Origin of the sequence: Streptomyces sudanensis (genome assembly GCF_023614315.1) — a bacterium.
Lineage (GTDB): Bacteria > Actinomycetota > Actinomycetes > Streptomycetales > Streptomycetaceae > Streptomyces > Streptomyces sudanensis.
This window is the reverse complement of sequence record NZ_CP095474.1, coordinates 412,229-431,089: the sequence shown is the minus strand read 5'-3', so window position 1 is coordinate 431,089 and position 18,861 is coordinate 412,229. Positions and strand designations below refer to the sequence as shown.

Below are 18,861 nucleotides of genomic sequence, written 5' to 3'. Positions count from 1 at the left end.
TGTTCCGTTGGAGTACTCACAGCGCTGGCAGCAGATGTTCGGTCTTCCGCCCAGCGACGACGGTGACGTGCGTCTGGGCCTCGCGTCCACGGCCCCGGAGGGAGAAACTCGACGGCGAGTTCGTCAAGGACACGATGAAACGGGCCCAGGACACGGCTCTCGGCGCTCGCCGCCGCGATCCTTCCAGTGCTTCCATCGTCTGGCTCGGCTACGACGCTCCTCAGCACGTGGACGTGATGGGCACAGGTGATGCCGAACGCGGTGCCCCGTCCTACAACAGGTTCATGGACGGCCTGCAGGCCGCCAACCGACACGGCGACCCGCACCTGACGGCCATCGGACACTCGTACGGCTCTCTCACCGTGGGTACGGCGGCAAAGCAGTCCGGCGGCATCCCGGGCGTCGATGACATCATCCTGCTCGGCAGTCCGGGTGTCGGGGTGGACAAGGCTCAAGACCTCGGAGTCGGTAAGGAACACGTCTTCGTCGGTTCCGCCGAGAACGACCCGGTGACGCACCTGCCGACCAAGGACGAGGTCGCTCTAGCCGGACCGGTGGGAGTTTTCTTCTACGGTGACGCTTTCGACCGGGGCGACGACGACATTTATTTCGGGAAAGACCCGGCCAGTGAGGCGTTCGGCGCCCAGCGGTTCAAAGTGGATCCGGGACCGCGCCCGATCATGGAACTCGGTGGCTTCGACGCCCACTCGCAGTACTTCACTCCAGAAAAAGACCGTGTGTCCGCGGACAACATCGCCGCGGTCGTTGCTGGTCACCCTCAGGGGATCATCAAGGAGGAGCACCGTTGAAACGAGTCTCCCGAGTGGTACAGATGACGGCGTCGGCTGTCCTGGCGACCATGCTGCTCACCGGTTGCGGGGTCCTGAACGGCAAAGACGAGAACCGAGGGAAAGTGGCGGCCATGGACATGCAGCAGGCGGCCGAGCGGGCGGATGCCATGTTGGACGGGACCCTCAAGGCCATCGTGCCGGAGGTGGAGTGGGTCCACGACACCACCACGGTGGGGAGCTGCGACCTCTCCCGCCGTCGGACCGTCATGACGATCATCTCCGAGCAGCGGCGTGGCAGCTTCCTCGGCGTGGTGGAGCGGTTCTGGAAGAACAGCGATTACCGGATCATCGCGGTCAACGACGACAAGGAAGCACCCGCGGTCTACGCCGACTCGCCCGACGGCTTCGGAATCAGTCTCGTTTTCGGCTATAAGGGTCAGGCGTTCTTCGAGGTGGCGACTCCTTGTGTACGGGAGTCGGAGGTGGCCGACTCCAAGAGTCCACCCAACGGTCCGTCGTATCCGCCCGGGCAGATCCCCATCCCCAACGTCCGGTCCCCCTTCTGGTCGGCCGGGACGCCCGCGCCGCCGTCCGTTCGGCCCACGTCCGCCGCTCAGCCCTCCCCCTCGTCGTAGAAGCAGAAGTACCCCTTGATCGCGGCGACTTCGGGCTTTGGGTCCAGGTACGCCCACACCGCGTCCGGGCGGCCGGGCAGGGACCAGTACGACGCCGTCCCCTTGAAGGGGCAGTACGTGCGCGTGGCGGACGGCGCCAGCAGGTCCGTGCGGACGTCCTCGGGCGGCAGGTAGAGCCGCACCGGGCAGCCCGTCTCGCGCAGGGCCAGTGCGCGGGCGCTGTGCGCGACCGGCTCGCCGTCCCGTTCGACCCGTACCGGTCCGTCCGCCGGTTCGATGGTGATGCGGTGCGCGGAGGAGGTCATACCGGGGCAACGGCCGGAGGCCCGGCGCCGTTCCCGAGCCGCGCGCACGCCCGCCGCCCGCCCGGGGACGCCCGCCGCCCGCCCGGGGACGCCCGGGGACGCCCGGGGACGCCCGGGGACGTCCGGGCGGGACCGCCGGGCCCGGGCGGGCGCACGGCCGTGCGGGTGCGAGCATGGCCCCCATGACCACACACCTGATCACCGGCGCCGGCTCCGGCATCGGCGAGGCCGTCGCCCGCCGCCTCCACGCGCGCGGGGACGACCTGATCCTGCTGGCCCGGGACGCCGGCCGGGCGAGGGAACTGGCCGACCTGTACCCGGGCGCCCGCACGCTCGTCGGGGACCTCGCCGCCCCGGACCGGCTGTCCTGGGCGTTCTCCCACCAGGAGCTGCCCGACCGGCTGGACACGCTGCTGCACGTCGCGGGCGTCGTCGACCTCGGTCCGGTCGGCGAGCTGACCACCAAGGCGTGGCGCACCCAGCTCGACGTGAACCTGGTCGCCCCCGCCGAGCTGACCCGGCTGCTCCTGCCGCAGCTGCGGGCCTCCCGGGGGCAGGTCGTGTTCGTCAACTCCGGCTCCGGGCTCCGCGCCAACCCCGAGTGGTCCGCGTACGCCGCGTCCAAGCACGGCCTGAAGGCGCTCGCCGACGCCCTGCGCGCGGAGGAGCGCGCCCACGGCGTCCGCGTCACCTCCGTCTACCCGGGCCGCACGGCCAGCCCCATGCAGGCCAAGGTCCATCGGCAGGAGGGCAGGGAGTACGACCCGGCCGGCCTCATGGACCCCGGGTCGGTCGCCGCGACGGTCCTGGCGGCCCTCGACCTGCCGCGCGACGCGGAGATCCAGGACCTGACCGTCCGGCCGGGGAGCTGACCCCGCCCGCGTACCCTTCCCGGGTGAGCGAGAACAACCACAGCGACGACATCAACTGGGGTCCGGCCACGGGGGTCGGGTCGATGCCGGGCGGCGACGCGCGCGAGGCCGCCAGGACCGTGACCGGGTCCTTCGAGGACTTCGTCCACCTGCCCGAACTGCCCGCCCGCGGGCCCGGCGCCGACATGATCGGCCGGACCCTGGGACTCCTGGTCGAGGTCTACGCCCACGTGGAGCCCAGCGGGTGGCGGGTCAGCGACCGGCCCGGCCGCGACACGCGCCGCGCCCACTCCTGGATGGGGGAGGACCTCGACGCGCTGGAGGAGTTCACCCAGGGGTACGCGGGTCCCCTGAAGGTCCAGGCGGTCGGGCCGTGGACGCTCGCCGCCGCGCTGGAGCTGCGGGGCGGCGAGGCGGCCCTCGGCGACCCGGGCGCCTGCCGCGACCTCGCCGCGTCGCTCGCCGAGGGGCTCCGCGGCCACCTCGCCGAGGTGCGCCGCCGCGTCCCGGGCGCCCGGGTCGTGCTCCAGCTCGACGAGCCGTCCCTCACCGCCGTCCTGGGCGGCCGCGTCAGGACCGCCAGCGGCTACCGCACCCACCGGGCCGTCGACCGGCAGGTCGCCGAGAGCGCCCTGCGGGACGTGATCGCCGTGCACGACGGGCCCGCCGTCGTGCACTCCTGCGCCCCCGGCGTGCCGTTCGCGCTGCTCCGCCGGGCCGGCGCGGCGGCCGTCTCGTTCGATTTCGGCCTTCTCACGGAGCGTGACGAGGAGGCGATCGGCGAGGCGGTCGAAGGCGGTGTGAAACTGTTCGCGGGCGTGGTGCCCTCCACCGACCGCGCGTTGTCGGACCCTGCCGGTAGCGTCATGGGTGTCAGGACGCTGTGGCGCAGGCTGGGGCTGAATCCGGGGACCCTCGCGGAGTCCTTGGTGATCACCCCGGCGTGCGGGCTCGCGGGTGCCTCGCCCGGTTACGCCCGCCGCGCGCTGGCGCACTGTGTCAAGGCGGCGAAGTCCCTCGCGGACGACCCTGAGTAACGGAGGATCGACGTGGCTGTCGAACAGCACGACCAGCGCGACACGGTGCCGGCGGAGGTGCGGGAGGAGCACGCCCGGCTGGCCGAACAGGTCGAGGAGCACCGCTTCCGGTACTACGTGAAGGACCAGCCCGTCGTCAGCGACGCCGAGTTCGACCGGCTGCTGCGGTCCCTGGAGGAGCTGGAGGAGCGCCACCCGGAGCTGCGCACCCCCGACTCGCCCACCCAGAAGGTCGCGGGGACGTACGAGACGGAGTTCACGGCCGTCCGGCACCGCGAGCGCATGCTCTCCCTGGACAACGTCTTCGACGACGCGGGCCTGACCGCCTGGGCCGAGCGCGTCGGGCGCGACGTCGGCTCGGCGGAGCACCACTTCCTGTGCGAGCTGAAGGTCGACGGCCTCGCCGTGAACCTGACGTACGAGAAGGGCCGGCTGACGCGCGCGGCGACCCGCGGGGACGGCCGCACAGGCGAGGACATCACGCCCAACGTGCGGACCCTCTCCGACGTCCCCGACCGGCTGGAGGGCGACCGCGTCCCGGACCTGGTGGAGATCCGCGGCGAGGTCTACTTCCCGATGGAGAAGTTCGAGGAGCTGAACGCCCGCCTGGTCGCCGCCGGTGACAAGCCGTTCGCCAACCCGCGCAACGCCGCGGCCGGTTCGCTCCGCCAGAAGGACCCGCGCGTCACGGCCACGCGCCCGCTGCACATGGTGGTGCACGGCATCGGCGCGCACGAGGGCCTGGCCCTCGGCCGCCTGTCCGAGGCGTACGCGCTGCTCCGGGAGTGGGGCCTGCCCACGGCGCGGCACAACCGCGTGGTGGACGGCATCGACGAGGTGCGGGAGTTCATCGCGTACTACGGCGAGAACCGCCACTCGGTGGAGCACGAGATCGACGGCGTCGTCGTCAAGCTGGACGAGATCCCCCTCCAGGGCCGCCTCGGCTCCACCTCGCGCGCACCGCGCTGGGCCATCGCGTACAAGTACGCGCCCGAGGAGGTCAACAGCAGGCTGGTCGACATCCGCGTCGGCGTGGGCCGCACGGGCCGCGTCACCCCGTACGCGCAGGTGGAGCCGGTGACGGTCGCGGGCTCCGAGGTGGAGTTCGCCACGCTGCACAACCAGGACGTGGTGAAGGCCAAGGGCGTCCTCATCGGCGACACGGTCGTGCTGCGCAAGGCCGGCGACGTCATCCCGGAGATCCTGGGGCCGGTGGCCGACCTGAGGGACGGCAGCGAGCGCGAGTTCGTCATGCCGTCCGAGTGCCCCGAGTGCGGGACGCCGCTGAAGCCGATGAAGGAGGGCGACGTCGACCTGCGCTGCCCCAATGGCCGCACCTGCCCCGCCCAGCTGCGGGAACGCCTGTTCTACCTGGCCGGGCGCCGCTGCTTCGACATCGAGAACTTCGGCTACGTGGCCGCCGCCGCGCTGACGCGTCCGCTGGAGCCCGCCGAACCGCCGCTCGCCGACGAGGGCGACCTGTTCGACCTGACGATCGAGCAGCTCCTCCCCATCAAGGCGTACGTCCTGGACCAGGACAGCGGACTGCCCAAGCGCGATCCGAAGACCGGCGAGGAGAAGGTCGTCACGGTCTTCGCCAACCAGCAGGGCGAGCCCAGGAAGAACGCCCTCGCGATGCTCGCCAACATCGAGGAGGCCAAGCGGCGCCCGCTCGCCCGGGTCATCACGGCCCTGTCGATCCGCCACGTCGGACCCGTCGCGGCCGAGGCGCTGGCCCGCGAGTTCCGCTCCCTCGACCGCATCGAGCAGGCCACCGAGGAGGAGCTCGCTGCCGTCGAGGGTGTCGGGCCGACCATCGCCGCGTCCCTGAAGCAGTGGTTCGCGGAGGACTGGCACCGCGAGATCCTGCGCAAGTGGCGTGCCGCCGGCGTCCGGATGGAGGAGGAGCGCACCGGCGGGGACGAGGGGCCGCGCCCCCTGGAGGGGCTCACCGTCGTCGTCACCGGCACGCTGCGGGACCACACGAGGGACGGTGCGAAGGAGGCGCTCCAGGCCGCCGGGGCGAAGGTCGCGGGTTCCGTCTCCAAGAAGACGGCGTTCGTGGTGGTCGGGGAGAGCCCCGGCTCCAAGTACGACAAGGCGGTGCAGCTGAAGGTCCCGGTCCTGGACGAGGACGGCTTCGCGGTCCTGCTCGAACAGGGCCCCGACGCGGCCCGCGAAGTCGCCGTCCCGTTCGGGCAGCAGGAGGGCGACTGAGCCGAACAGGCCGGAAAACATCACCCGTTCAGCGCATATCGGCCGGATAAGGGTGGCGGGGCGGCAATCGGGCAAGAGCTGTAGAGCGCTGCCCGCGAACGCCCTCCGCGGCCTACTGTTGTGACGTGCGCCCGTTGTGCACGGCCAGGTTGGGCAGATCCGGCCGTGGTGACGGGCCGCCAGGCCACCACGAGGCAGAGGCAACGGCACCGCCGGCTGTGAGAGGGACGGAATGAAACCGACCGAGAGTGCCGATCCGGTCACACGGCCGCGTATGCGGGCGGGGCGCGCGGCGGCACGGGACGGCTTCCTCGCCAGGTTGCCCGTCGTCGTCGTGGTCCTCGCCGGCATCGCGCTCGCCACCGGCCTCCACCGGGCCGTGAGCGGGGACCACGCCCTCTTCCCCGGCGGGACGACCGGCTGGTCCCTCGCCGTCCTCACCGGCATCATCGTCGGCCACCTCGTCGCCCTCGGCCGCGACCGCTGGTGGGGCGGCACGGGCTCCGGCGCCGCCCTCACCCTCGCGGTGCTGCTGCTGTTCGGCTGGGTGCCGGCCGGCCTGGTCAGCCTCGCCGTCGTCGTCCTCGTCGGCGCCGCCCGCAGGCACCGCTGGCGGCAGGGCCTGCTCCACGGCGCCGCCGACGTGCTGGGCATCGGCGGCGCCGCGCTGATCCTCGCCGCCTTCGACGACGTCCCCTCCGTCGAACGGCCCTGGCAGCCGCTCGAATGGGGGATCGCCGCGGTCCCGGAAATCGCCCTCGCCGCCGGCACCTACCTGGTGGTGACCCGGCTCGCCCTGTGGTACACGCTCGCCCCGCAGGCCGGCACCCTGCCCACGGCCGTCCGCACGGCGCTGCTCCGGCAGTGCCTCGTCGCCGTCGCCCTGCTCGGCATCACCCCGCTCATCTGCGTGATCGCCGTCACCCTGCCGATCCTCCTGCCGCTGTTCGCCGTCCCTTTAATCGCCCTGGACTCCACGCTCTGGATCGCCCGGGCCCGCGCCGAGGAGCAGCTCCGCGACCCGCTCACCGGCCTCCCCAACCGCCACTGGCTGCTCGAACGCGCCTGGATCGCCCTGGAGGCCGCCGAGGCCGAGGGACGGCGCGCCGCGCTCGTCCTGATCGACCTCGACCGCTTCCGGTCCGTCAACGACACCCTCGGGCACCTCGCCGGCGACCGGCTCCTCCTGCAGATCGCGGAGCGCCTGCGCCTCGCCCTGCCGCGCGGCGCCGAGGTCGCCCGGCTCGGCGGCGACGAGTTCGCCGTGCTCCTGCCGGCCGTCGACTCGACCACCAGCGCCCAGCGGGTCGCCCGCCACCTCGCCGCGGACCTGTCGTCCCCCCTCGACCTCGACGGCCTCACCCTCGTCCTGGAGGCCAGCGCCGGCGTCGCCGTCTTCCCCGAGCACGCCCTCGACGCCGAGGGGCTCCTCCAGCGGGCCGACGTGGCCATGTACCAGGCGAAGCGGGGCCGCACGGGCGTCGAGGTGTACGAGTCCAAGCGGGACTCCAACACCCCGGACCGGCTCGGCCTCCTCGGCGACCTGCGGCGCGCCCTCGACGCGGGCGAGGTCGAGCTGCACTACCAGCCCAAGGTCCGCTTCGACGGCCACGTCGCCGGCCTGGAGGCGCTGGTGCGCTGGGTCCACCCGGAGCGCGGCCGCGTCCCCCCGGACGAGTTCATCGCGATCGCCGAGTCGTCCGGCCTGATGCCGCACCTCACCGAGTACGTGCTGGAGACGGCGCTCGGCCAGGTCGCGCGCTGGCGCGCCCAGGGACTGGAGGTCCCCGTCGCGGTGAACGTCTCCCCGCGCGACGTGCACAGCCCCGGATTCGCCGGCGCCGTCGCCGCCCGCCTCGCCCGCCACGGCGTCCCCGCGAGCGCCCTCCAGCTGGAGATCACGGAGCACGTCCTCCTGGAGGACCCGCAGCGGGCCGCCGACACCCTCGCCGGCCTGACCGGCCACGGGGTGAAGATGTCCCTGGACGACTTCGGCACGGGCTACTCCTCCCTGGTCCACCTGCGCCGCCTGCCGGTCAGCGAACTGAAGATCGACCGCTCCTTCGTCGCCCGCCTCGCCGTCGACGCGGAGGACGCCGAGATCGTCCGCTGCACCGTGGACCTGGCCCACTCCCTCGGGCTCCTCGTCGTCGCCGAGGGCGTGGAGGACGACGAGACCTGGGAGCGCCTGCGGGACCTGGGCTGCGACGCCGTCCAGGGCTGGCTGGTCGCCGCCGCGATGCCGCCGCGGGAGACGACGGCCTGGCTCCGCGCCCACGGTGTGCACGGCCGCCACCGACCCGCGCCGGCGCTTCCGACCTCCCCGTCCGGGCAGCCCTCCGGCCACCCGTCGGGCCATCCCGTCACCTAGCGGGGGCGGCGGGGAGCAAACCGTTTCACAGGTATCGCGGCACGACCCCTAGGATTGGGCCACAAACCCATCACCCACCCCTGAGGATCGCTGCATGCCTGGCATCACGCGCGAGGAGGTCGCCCACCTCGCCCGGCTGGCGCGTCTGGAGCTGAAGGGCGAAGAGGTCGACCACTTCGCCGCCCAGCTCGACGACATCATCGGCGCGGTCGCCCGCGTCTCCGAGGTCGCCGGCCAAGACGTCCCGCCGACCTCCCACCCGCTGCCGCTGACCAACGTCATGCGCGCGGACGAGGTCCGTCCGTCGCTCACCCCCGAGCAGGCGCTCTCCGGCGCCCCGGCCCGGGAGCAGCAGCGTTTCAAGGTGCCGCAGATCCTCGGGGAGGACTGACCGACATGACGGACAGCACCATCGTCAAGCTCACCGCCGCGGAGATCGCGGCGAGGATCGCCTCCGGCGAGCTCACCGCCGTCCAGGTCGCGGAGGCGCACCTCGCGCGCATCGAGGCGATCGACGAGAAGGTCCACGCCTTCCTCCACGTCGACCGCGAGGGCGCCCTCGCCCAGGCCCGCGCCGTCGACGAGAAGCGCGAACGCGGCGAGGAGCTCGGCCCCCTCGCGGGCGTCCCCCTCGCCCTGAAGGACATCTTCACCACGCGCGACATGCCGACCACCGTCGGCTCGAAGATGCTGGAGGGCTGGATCCCGCCGTACGACGCGACGCTCGTCGCGAAGCTGCGCGCCGCCGACGTCGTCATCCTCGGCAAGACCAACATGGACGAGTTCGCCATGGGGTCGTCCACCGAGAACAGCGCCTACGGGCCGACCGGCAACCCCTGGGACCTCACCCGGATCCCCGGCGGCTCCGGCGGCGGCTCCGCGGCGGCCCTCGCCTCGTACGAGGCGCCGCTCGCCATCGGCACGGACACCGGCGGCTCCATCCGCCAGCCCGCCGCCGTCACCGGCACGGTCGGCGTCAAGCCGACGTACGGCGCGGTCTCCCGGTACGGCATGGTCGCGTTCTCGTCCTCCCTCGACCAGGGCGGCCCCTGCGCGCGCACCGTCCTCGACGCGGCGCTCCTGCACGAGGTGATCGCCGGACACGACCCGATGGACTCCACGTCCATCGACGCGCCCGTCCCGCCGGTCGTCGAGGCCGCCCGCAACGGCAGCGTCCAGGGCATGCGCGTCGGCGTGGTCCGGCAGTTCCGCGGCGAGGGCTACCAGGCCGGCGTCGTCCAGCGGTTCGACGAGGCCGTCGAGCTGCTGAAGGAGCTGGGCGCCGAGATCGTCGAGCTGGACTGCCCCTCCTTCGACCTGGCGCTCTCCGCGTACTACCTGATCGCGCCCTCCGAGTGCTCGTCCAACCTCGCCCGCTTCGACGGCCTGCGCTACGGCCTGCGGACCGGCGACGACGGCACCCGCTCGGCGGAGGAGGTCACCTCCCTCACCCGCGAGGCCGGCTTCGGCGACGAGGTCAAGCGCCGCATCATGCTCGGTACGTACGCGCTCAGCTCCGGCTACTACGACGCGTACTACGGCTCCGCGCAGAAGGTCCGCACGCTCATCACGCGCGACTTCGAGCGGGCCTTCGAGCAGGTCGACGTGATCGTCTCCCCGGCGACCCCGACCACCGCCTTCCCGATCGGCGAGCGCGCCGACGACCCGATGGCCATGTACCTGGCCGACCTGTGCACCATCCCGACCAACCTGGCGGGCAACGCCGCCATGTCGCTCCCCTGCGGCCTGGCGCCCGAGGACGGCCTGCCGGTCGGCCTGCAGATCATCGCCCCGGCCATGAAGGACGACCGCCTGTACAAGGTGGGCGCCGCGGTCGAGGCCGCCTACGTGGCCCGCTGGGGTCACCCGTTGCTGGAGGAGGCTCCGTCACTGTGAGCGTACTGACCAAGGCCAAGGGCTTCAGGAAGTCCAGGACCGGCACGTACCTGTCGATCGCCACCACCGCGTTCGGCGCGGTGAGCGTGGTCAAGCAGGTCCGCAAGGCCCGCACCGAGAGCGACACGCTCCTGCTGCTGGACGCCGCCGTGTCCGCCGCCGCCATCGCGACCGGCCTCGCCATCCTGGTCCGCGAGCTGAAGCGCGTCGGCGACGACGACGTCCTGTTCGGCTGAGAGGGAATGTTTCCACCGTGACCGTCACGACTGACCTGGTGTCCTACGAGGACGCCCTCGCCACCTTCGAGCCCGTCATGGGCCTGGAGGTGCACGTCGAACTCGGCACCAGGACCAAGATGTTCTGCGGCTGCTCCACCGAGCCGGGCGCGGAACCCAACACCCAGACCTGCCCGGTCTGCCTCGGCATGCCCGGCGCGCTGCCCGTGGTCAACGCGGCCGGCGTCGAGTCCGCGATCAAGATCGGCCTCGCGCTGAACTGCGAGATCGCCGAGTGGTGCCGCTTCGCCCGGAAGAACTACTTCTATCCGGACATGCCGAAGAACTTCCAGACCTCCCAGTACGACGAGCCGATCGCCTTCGACGGCTACCTGGACGTCCAGCTGGAGGACGGCGAGGTCTTCCGCGTGGAGATCGAGCGCGCCCACATGGAGGAGGACACGGGCAAGTCGACGCACGTCGGCGGCGCGACCGGCCGCATCCACGGCGCGTCCCACTCCCTGCTGGACTACAACCGGGCCGGCATCCCGCTGATCGAGATCGTCACCAAGCCGATCGTCGGGGCCGGCGACCGGGCCCCCGAGGTCGCCAAGGCGTACGTCGCCGAACTGCGCGCCCTGATCCGCGCCCTGGGCGTCTCCGAGGCGCGCATGGAGATGGGCCAGATGCGCTGCGACGTGAACCTGTCGCTGCGTCCCGTCGGCACGGAGAAGTTCGGCACCCGCAGCGAGACCAAGAACGTCAACTCGCTGCGCTCCGTCGAGCGGGCCGTCCGCTACGAGGTCCGGCGGCACGCCGCGGTCCTCACCGGCGGCGGCACGATCGTGCAGGAGACCCGCCACTTCCACGAGGACGACGGCTCCACGACGTCCGGCCGGGTGAAGGAGGAGGCGGAGGACTACCGCTACTTCCCGGAGCCCGACCTCGTGCCGGTGGCCCCGTCCCGCGAGTGGGTGGAGGAGATCCGCGCCGGGCTGCCCGAGCTGCCGCGCGTGCGCCGCAACCGGCTGCGCGAGGAGTGGGGGATCTCCGCGCTGGACATGCAGTCCATCCTCAACGCCGGCGCGCTCGACCCGATCATCGCCACGATCGACGCGGGCGCTCCGGCCGACCAGGCCCGCAAGTGGTGGATGGGCGAGCTGTCCCGGCACGCCAACGAGTCCGGCACCTCCCTGGACGAGCTGGCCATCACCCCGGCGCAGGTCGCCCGGGTGGCGGAGCTGGTGTCGTCCGGCGACCTCAACGACAAGCTGGCCCGCCAGGTCATCGAGGGCGTCCTCGGCGGCGAGGGCGACCCGGACGCGGTCGTCGAGAAGCGCGGCCTGAAGGTCGTCTCCGACGAGGGCGCCCTGGGCGCGGCCGTCGACGAGGCGATCGCCGCGAACGCCGCGATCGCCGACAAGATCCGCGGCGGCAAGGTCGCCGCGGCCGGCGCGCTGGTCGGCGCGGTCATGAAGGCCACGCGCGGCCAGGCCGACGCGGCCCGGGTGCGGGAGCTGATCCTGGAGAGGCTGGGCGTCGGCGAGGGCTGAGCCGGCGCCCGCCCGGGAGGCAGGCGCGACACAGGGGAGGGCGGCGCACCGCGAGTCGGTGCGCCGCCCTCCGCGCGTTCCGCCCACGCGGTGAGCGGGCCTGCCGCGCTGCTTTAAGCACGTCGGTGAGGGGAGTCCGGCCGAGACACGCGCCGAAGAGGCCATGAGCTGGTCTCGAGGTGACGTCGCGCGGGGTCGGCACCAGGAAGCCGCGGTCCATGCGTACGTCTCGCCCTGGCGGCCGGGGCGGGACCACCGCAGGCCGCGACGATCACGGCAGGGGCCCCACCGCGATGGATCCGGTACTCACCAGGGCAGGTGCGAACGCCTCTCCGCGCTGGAGTGCCCGCCCGGACGCGGTTCCGCCGTCGGCGGAGTGCCCGCCGGGCCGGCGCCGGGTACCCGCCCGCCGGCCGGGCGCGGGGTCCCGGCGCCTCCGGGCCGGGCCGTCGGCCCGCTCTCACCCGACCTCCAGCAGGAGGATCCGGTCGTCCCCGGACTCCGGCGTGCCGCGCCCGTCGGTCTCGCTGGTGACCAGCCACAGCCGGTCCCCGCCCGCCGCCGCCACCGTGCGCAGCCGGCCGTACGCGCCCTCCAGGAACGCCTGGGGCGCCGCCGACGCCTTCTCGCCGGCCAGCGGGACCCGCCACAGCCGCTCGCCCCGCAGTCCCGCCATCCACACCGAACCCCGCACGACGGCGATGCCGCTCGGCGAGGCGTCGGCCACCGGCCACTGGGCGACCGGGGCGATGGAGCCGCCCCCGCCGCCCCTGCCCTCGGTCTCGGGCCAGCCGTAGTCGCCGCCGGGCCTGATCAGGTTCAGCTCGTCCCAGGTGTCCTGCCCGAACTCGGCGGCCCACAGCCGCTTGCCGGCGTCCCAGGCGAGGCCCTGGACGTTGCGGTGCCCGTAGGAGTACACGACCGAGTCCGCCTCCGGATTGCCGTGCACGGGCTGCCCGTCCGGGGTCATCCGCAGGATCTTGCCGCCCAGCGACGCCCGGTCCTGCGACAGTCCCGTCTCACCCGTCTCGCCGGTGCCCGCGTACAGCATCCCGTCGGGACCGAACGCGATCCGGCCGCCGTTGTGGACGAAGCCCTTGGGGATGTTCCGCAGGACCGTGTCGGGCGCGCCCAGATGCTGCCCGGCCGGCCGGTTCTCGTCGTACAGCATCCGGGCGATGCGGTTGTCGGACTCGGTGGTGAAGTACGCGTAGACCAGGCGGTCCTCGGCGAACTTCGGGGACAGGGCGATGCCCAGCAGGCCGCCCTCCCCGCCGGGAGCCACCCCCGGCACCTCGCCGAGCACCGTCAGCCTCCCGGTCCGGGCGTCCACGCGGGTGACGGTCCCCTCGTCGCGCGAGGAGACCAGCAGGTCGCCGCCCGGCAGCGCGGCCAGCCCCCACGGGGACTTCAGGCCCCGGGCGACCGTGGACACGACGCGCACGGAGCCCTTCGCAGGCGGCGCCGTGACGGAGGGGGAGGGCGGGGGNNGTCTCGGANNNGCGGGCCGGCGCGGAGGTCGCGGGNNCGGCGGGGCCGTTCCCCCCGGCCCCCGAGCACCCGGCCGCCAGCAGCAGGGCGGCGGCGGCCGACACGGCCCTCACAACAGGACGTCGCACGTTCTTCGTTCCTTCCCCGGCGGCGGAGTGGAGCCCGTCCCGTCCAGCCTAGGCGCCCGGTCCGCGGTCCGGACCTCAGTCCCAGGAGCCCCGCGCCGGCGGGAGCGCCGCGATCTCCGCCAGGTCCCGGGGGGTCAGCGCCAGACCGGCCGCACGCGCGTTCTCCACCGCCCAGCGCTCCCGCTTCGTCCCCGGCACCGGGACGACGTGCCGGCCCTGCGCCAGCGTCCACGCCAGCGCCACCTGAGCCGGCGTCACCCCGCCCGCCGCCCCGCCGTGCCGCTCGGCCACCCGGCGCAACCCGGCGACCAGCGGCTGGTTCGCGGCCATCATCTCGGCGGTGAACCGCGGGTGCCGGGCGCGCGGGTCGTCCGGCTCGAACCCGCCGCCCGGGGTCAGCGTCCCGGTGAGGAAGCCGCTGCCCAGCGGCATCGCCGCGAGGAACCCCACCCCGCGCGCCGCGCACCACGGCAGCAGCCGCGTCAGCGCTTCGGGCGACCACACGGACAGCTCCGCCTGCACGGCGCTCACCGGGAAGACCTGCTGTACGCACTCCAGCTGGCGAATCGTTCTGTCGTACCGGCCGTGCGGCCCGCCGCGCCGCGTCCCGCGCACGTCCACCGCGCACCAGCCCAGCGCACGCACCTTCCCGGCGGTCACCAGCTCCGCCATGGCGCCCCAGGTCTCCTCGACCGGCACCTCGGGGTCGGCCCGGTGCAGCTGGTACAGGTCGATCACGTCCGTCTGGAGCCGCCGCAGCGACGCGTCGCACGCCCGGCGCACGTACGAGGGGCGCCCGTTGGCCACGATGTGGCCGTCGCCCACCAGCAGCCCGCACTTGGTCGCGACGAACACGTCCGCGCGCCGCTCCTTCAGCACCCGGCCCAGCAGCAGCTCGTTGGTGAACGGCCCGTACATGTCGGCGGTGTCGAGCAGGCTCACCCCCGCGTCGAGCGCGGCGTGCACGGCGCGCAGCGAGCGGTCGCCGCGCTGCTGCGAGGCGCTGTACGCCCAGCTCATCGGCATGCAGCCGAGGCCGACCGCTCCCACGTCGAGCCCGGTCGCCCCGAGTGTCCTGCGCTCCAACTCCCCGTACCTCCCTGTGCGGCCCACACAAACTAACCAACGGAGGGCCGCCTCCTTCGCTTAGCCTCCTGAACATGACCGCTGCCGATGCGACCGCCGACGTGTGGCTGCCCCTGCCCGCCGACGGGATGGCCGGACTGCCGGACCCGTCCGCGACCGGACTCGCCTACCGCTTCTGGGACGGCGGCCCCGACCTCCCGGCCGACCCGGCCCGCTGCGTCTTCTACGTCGTCCCGTACATGAAGGGCACGGAGGTGGCGGTGCGCCCGCTCGCCGCGATGACCTCGCTGCGGGTCGTGCAGACCCTGTCCGCCGGCGTCGACCACGTGACGCCGGGCCTCTCCTCCGCGCCGCCCGGCGTGGTGCTGTGCAACGCCCGGGGCGTCCACGAGGCGAGCACGGCGGAGCTCGCGCTGGCGCTGGTGCTGGCGTCGCTGCGCGGCATCCCCGGCTTCGTCCGCGGTCAGGACCGGGAGGAGTGGCGGGGCGGCTTCTACCCGGCGCTCACCGGCAAGTCCGTGCTGATCGTCGGGTACGGGGCGATCGGCGCCGCCATCGACGACCGGCTCGCGCCCTTCGAGTGCGCGCGGGTCGTACGGGTCGCGCGCTCCGCCCGCGCCTCCGTGCGCGGTCCGGTGCACGGACTCACCGATCTGCCCGATCTCCTTCCCGAGGCGGACGTGGTGATCCTGTCGACCCCGCTCACCGAGGAGACCCGCCACCTCGCCGACGCCGGCTTCCTGTCCCGGATGAAGGACGGCGCGCTGCTCGTCAACGTCGCCCGCGGCCCCGTCGTGGACACCGGGGCCCTCCTCGCGGAGGTCCGGGCGGGCCGCCTCACCGCCGCCCTCGACGTGACCGACCCCGAGCCGCTGCCGGCCGGGCACCCGCTCTGGCACGCGCCGGGTGTGCTGATCAGCCCCCACGTCGGCGGTTCCACCTCGGCGTTCATCCCCCGCGCCGAGCGGCTCGTCGCCGATCAGCTCACCCGTTTCACGACCGGGGAGCCGCTGCGCAACGTCGTCCTGACCACCGGTTAGGCCGCGTCGTACGGCACGTCCCCGGTGCTCCTGCCGCCGTCCGGTGCCCCCGGCATGTGCCGGACGCCCGTCCCGTCGGAACTTACCGGTGCGTTCCGTCCGCGTCGCCGGCCCGCGCGGGCCGATACGATCCGGAGCGATTCGGGTGCAGTGCGCACGTATGGCCGACCGGATCGTCACTCAGAGTAAAAAATCCCTGCCGCTGTGTGACGATCCTGGTGTATCGTCACGACGCGGGGGCACGTCGGGCATGAGAACCGGCACCGGGGAAGACGTGATGCCGACGTGATTGCCGATCACAATCCGAGGGGGGCGACGGACGATGCGCGGGCCATGCGGCGACGATCCGAAGCAGCGGGGCGGCCGGGCCTTCCGTGCCGAACGCCTCCCCGTCGAAAGACTCAGGGCGGAGGCCTTCCCGGCCGGAGGGCGCCGATGAGCGCCCCCGGCCTCGTCGCCGACCGCGCTCCGGCGGCGGGCGGGACCCCCCGCGATCCTCACGGCACCGGGGGAGGGAAGGGCCGCAGGGGGCGGCTCCTCCTCGTCCTCCTCTGCGGCGGCTACGCCACGGGTGCCCTGTTCCGCTGGGGATCCGAGGAGCTGGCGATGATCATGGGCGACTTCGGGCTGAGCGCAGCCGCCCTGGCCGCCGCGATCTCCTGCTTCCACTACGCCCGGACCCACGGCAGTCCCTTCCGCCCGGCCTGGATGCTGTTCGCGCTCTCCTCGGCCATGGCCGCCTGCGGCAACGCCGTCTGGGGATGGTACGAGGTGGTGCTCGACCGGCCGGTCCCCGACCCGTCGCTCGCCGACCTGTTCTTCCTGCTGTTCGCGCCGCCGGTGATCATCGGCCTGCTCGTCCTCGCCAAGCGCCCCGCCAACCGCGCGAGGTGGGTCTGCCTCGTACTGGACTCCTGGCTGATCGCCGGCTCGCTGCTCACGCTCTCCTGGAGCCTGGCCCTGGCCCGCACGGCCCGCTTCGACAACGAGAGCGTGGCCCGCGCGGCCCTCTCCCTCGCCTACCCGCTCCTCGACATCGTCCTCGTGAGCATGCTCCTCGCCCTGCACTTCCGCCGCTCCAAGGGCAGCCACGCGGCGGTCCACACCGCCGTCGCGGCCCTGGCCCTCACCGTCCTGTGCGACGCCCTGTTCACCTCGCCGCTGCTGCGGGACACGTACCGTTCGGGCCAGTTCCTCGACGCCGGCTGGTTCACGGGCTCCCTGCTCCTCGCGTACGCCCCCTGGATGACGCGCAGGGCGGCCGCGGCCCCGCCCCCCGAGGGCGGGCAGCGTCCTCCCGGCCGCCCCATCGCCGGTTCGCTCGCCGCGCTCGCGCCGTACCTCGCGGCCGGGGTCTGCACCCTCAGCATCCTGTACTTCTTCGTCGAAGGCCGCCGCGTGGACCGCTTCGTCGTCTTCACCGGCTGCGCGGTCGTCCTCGCGCTGGTCGTCCGGCAGGGCATCATGCTGCTCGACAACATCGCGCTCACCCAGGAACTGGCCCAGAAGGAGAACCACTTCAGGTCCCTGGTCCAGAGCTCCAGCGACGTCATCATGATCGCCGCCCCCAGCGGCGTCCTGCACTACGTCAGCCCCGCGGCGTCCGGCGTGTACGGGCGGGACGCCGAGGAGCTCGTGGGCACCGAGCTGGCCGCGCTCATCCACCCCGACGACCTCGGCGGCGTCGTCCACGAGGTGCGCAGGTTCCTCGCCGCCCAGCCGTCCGAGGAGCCCACCACGCGCATCGAGTGCCGGTTCAGATCCGGGACCGGCGCATGGCTCCACGTCGAGTCCACCGTCAACCGCCACCAGGGCGGCCTGATCTTCAACAGCCGGGACGTCACCGAACGCGTCCGCCTCCAGGCCCAGCTCCAGCACAGCGCCGAACACGACCCGCTCACCGATCTGCCCAACCGGGCGCTGTTCACCCGGCGCGTCCGGCAGGCCCTGGGCGGGCGCCGCTCCGGGGACCCGGGGGCGGCCGTGCTCTTCATCGACCTCGACGGCTTCAAGGGCGTCAACGACCGACTCGGCCACCAGGCCGGCGACGAACTGCTGGTCCAGGTCGGCCGCCGCCTCCAGGACTCCGTACGGGCCGGGGACACGGCCGCCCGGCTCGGCGGCGACGAGTTCGCCGCGCTCATCGTCGGGGACGCGGGCGGCGACCCCGCCGTCCGGGAGGCCCGGATCCACGAGATCGCCGACCGGATCCGGCTCACGCTCTCCCAGCCGTACCGGATCGAAGGCGCCGACGCCCGCGTCGCCGCGTCCATCGGCGTCGCCTTCGCCGAGCCGGGCATCACCGCCGGCGACCTCCTGCGCAACGCCGACCTGGCCATGTACCGGGCCAAGGCGGGCGGCAAGAACCGCGTGGAGCTGTACACGCCCCGGATGCGGGCCGAGGCCGCCCGCCGCACGGAGCCGGCCGCCCGGCTGTGCAGCACCCTGCACGACGGCGAGTTCGTCCTCCTCCACCAGCCCGTCGTGGAACTGGCCACGGGCCGGATCGCCGCCGTCGCCGCGCAGGCCCGCTGGCGGTCCGCCCAGGGCATCCTGTTCACCCCGGCGGAGTTCCTCCGCATCACGGACGACGCCGGGGAGCGCGCCGCCGAGTTCGGCCACTGGCTGCTGGAGGAGGCCGTCGGGCAGGCCGCCGAACGCCACCGCGGGGGCCACCGGGTCCCCGTCTCCGTCCGGGTGCCAGCCCGCCGCCTCCTCGACCGGTCCGCACCGCTCGGCACGGTCGAGACGCTGCTCGCCCGGTACGAGCTGCCCGCCGGCGCCCTCGTCGTCGAACTGGCCGACAGCGACCCGCGCCTCCCCTTCGAGGAGCTGGAGCAGCGCCTCGCCGCGCTCCGGCGGCTCGGCGTCCGCATCGCCCTCGACGGCTTCGGCAGCGGGCACGCCGCGATCAGCGCCCTGCGGCGGCTCCCCGTCGACATCCTCAAGCTGGACCGGGGCCTCGTGGAGGGGGTGGCCGAGTCCACCAGGCTCCACAAGATCACCAGGGGTCTCCTCGGGATCGCCGGCGACCTCGGCCTCCGGTCCGTCGCCGAAGGCGTCGACGTGCCGGACCAGGCACTCGCCCTGCGGGCCATGGGCTGCACCCACGCCCAGGGGACGGTCTTCTCCGGACCGCTCGACGAACACCGGCTCCGCCGGGTCCTGGTGCGCGGCGCACTCCCGGTCCCCGGCAAGACCCCCCTGCCCGCCCTCGCCGGCGG

At 73.4% G+C, this 18,861-nt stretch carries 13 protein-coding genes and 2 pseudogenes; 12 read left to right on the top strand and 3 right to left on the bottom strand.

All coding sequences use genetic code 11. The features are described from left to right. Positions 1-104: 104 nt before the first annotated feature. Positions 105-809 (top strand): annotated as a pseudogene (locus MW084_RS01835) (alpha/beta hydrolase); the annotation flags it as partial. Between the two features lie 23 nt (positions 810-832). Next, entirely contained in the window at positions 833-1,426 is a 594-nt protein-coding gene (locus MW084_RS01830; protein WP_039829614.1) for a hypothetical protein, read from the top strand. On the opposite strand, the gene MW084_RS01825 is transcribed toward MW084_RS01830, so the two are convergent. Further along, positions 1,405-1,731 carry a DUF427 domain-containing protein gene (locus MW084_RS01825; protein ID WP_010472951.1) on the bottom strand — a complete coding sequence of 109 codons (327 nt, stop codon included), beginning with the start codon at positions 1,729-1,731 and terminating at the stop codon, positions 1,405-1,407. The two genes, MW084_RS01830 and MW084_RS01825, sit on opposite strands and share 22 nt — an antisense overlap. 182 nt (positions 1,732-1,913) lie before the next feature. Here MW084_RS01825 and MW084_RS01820 point away from each other — a divergent pair, with 182 nt between their 5' ends. The 8 genes from MW084_RS01820 to gatB all read left to right on the top strand — a co-directional run bounded on the left by MW084_RS01820 (position 1,914) and on the right by gatB (position 11,892). Continuing rightward, positions 1,914-2,603 (top strand): SDR family oxidoreductase, encoded by a 690-nt coding sequence (locus tag MW084_RS01820; RefSeq protein ID WP_010472949.1) that lies wholly within the window; start codon positions 1,914-1,916, stop codon positions 2,601-2,603. A gap of 23 nt (positions 2,604-2,626) precedes the next feature. After that, positions 2,627-3,640 carry a methionine synthase gene (locus MW084_RS01815; protein WP_010472948.1) on the top strand — a complete coding sequence of 338 codons (1,014 nt, stop codon included), beginning with the start codon at positions 2,627-2,629 and terminating at the stop codon, positions 3,638-3,640. Between the two features lie 12 nt (positions 3,641-3,652). After that, complete coding sequence (gene ligA, locus MW084_RS01810) at positions 3,653-5,857, top strand: NAD-dependent DNA ligase LigA (RefSeq protein ID WP_010472946.1); 2,205 nt, start codon at positions 3,653-3,655, stop codon at positions 5,855-5,857. Positions 5,858-6,089: 232 nt separating this feature from the next. Next, on the top strand, positions 6,090-8,228 hold the full coding sequence (locus tag MW084_RS01805; RefSeq protein WP_029553670.1) for a putative bifunctional diguanylate cyclase/phosphodiesterase: 2,139 nt from the start codon (positions 6,090-6,092) through the stop codon (positions 8,226-8,228). A gap of 94 nt (positions 8,229-8,322) precedes the next feature. Beyond that, positions 8,323-8,619 (top strand): Asp-tRNA(Asn)/Glu-tRNA(Gln) amidotransferase subunit GatC, encoded by a 297-nt coding sequence (gene gatC / locus MW084_RS01800; protein ID WP_010472942.1) that lies wholly within the window; start codon positions 8,323-8,325, stop codon positions 8,617-8,619. A 5-nt stretch (positions 8,620-8,624) separates the two neighbouring features. Further along, a complete protein-coding gene (gene gatA / locus MW084_RS01795; RefSeq protein WP_010472941.1) occupies positions 8,625-10,124 on the top strand; it encodes an Asp-tRNA(Asn)/Glu-tRNA(Gln) amidotransferase subunit GatA in 1,500 nt (499 codons plus the stop codon). After that, positions 10,121-10,360: a hypothetical protein gene (locus tag MW084_RS01790; protein WP_010472939.1), complete on the top strand. Its 240-nt coding sequence runs from the start codon at positions 10,121-10,123 to the stop codon at positions 10,358-10,360. Before gatA ends, MW084_RS01790 begins: the two co-directional genes overlap by 4 nt. A gap of 17 nt (positions 10,361-10,377) precedes the next feature. Then, positions 10,378-11,892 (top strand): Asp-tRNA(Asn)/Glu-tRNA(Gln) amidotransferase subunit GatB, encoded by a 1,515-nt coding sequence (gene gatB, locus MW084_RS01785; protein ID WP_010472937.1) that lies wholly within the window; start codon positions 10,378-10,380, stop codon positions 11,890-11,892. A 460-nt stretch (positions 11,893-12,352) separates the two neighbouring features. Here the strand turns inward: gatB and MW084_RS01780 are convergent. Beyond that, positions 12,353-13,381 (bottom strand): annotated as a pseudogene (locus MW084_RS01780) (PQQ-dependent sugar dehydrogenase); the annotation flags it as partial. A 205-nt stretch (positions 13,382-13,586) separates the two neighbouring features. Continuing rightward, positions 13,587-14,597 (bottom strand): aldo/keto reductase, encoded by a 1,011-nt coding sequence (locus MW084_RS01775; RefSeq protein WP_029553668.1) that lies wholly within the window; start codon positions 14,595-14,597, stop codon positions 13,587-13,589. A gap of 74 nt (positions 14,598-14,671) precedes the next feature. On the opposite strand from MW084_RS01775, the gene MW084_RS01770 reads away from it, so the two are divergent. Both MW084_RS01770 and MW084_RS01765 read left to right on the top strand, forming a co-directional pair. Next, a complete protein-coding gene (locus tag MW084_RS01770; protein WP_010472933.1) occupies positions 14,672-15,637 on the top strand; it encodes a 2-hydroxyacid dehydrogenase in 966 nt (321 codons plus the stop codon). Positions 15,638-16,072: 435 nt separating this feature from the next. Then, on the top strand, positions 16,073-18,861 hold a 2,789-nt coding region (locus MW084_RS01765; RefSeq protein ID WP_275563437.1), incomplete at its 3' end, for a putative bifunctional diguanylate cyclase/phosphodiesterase.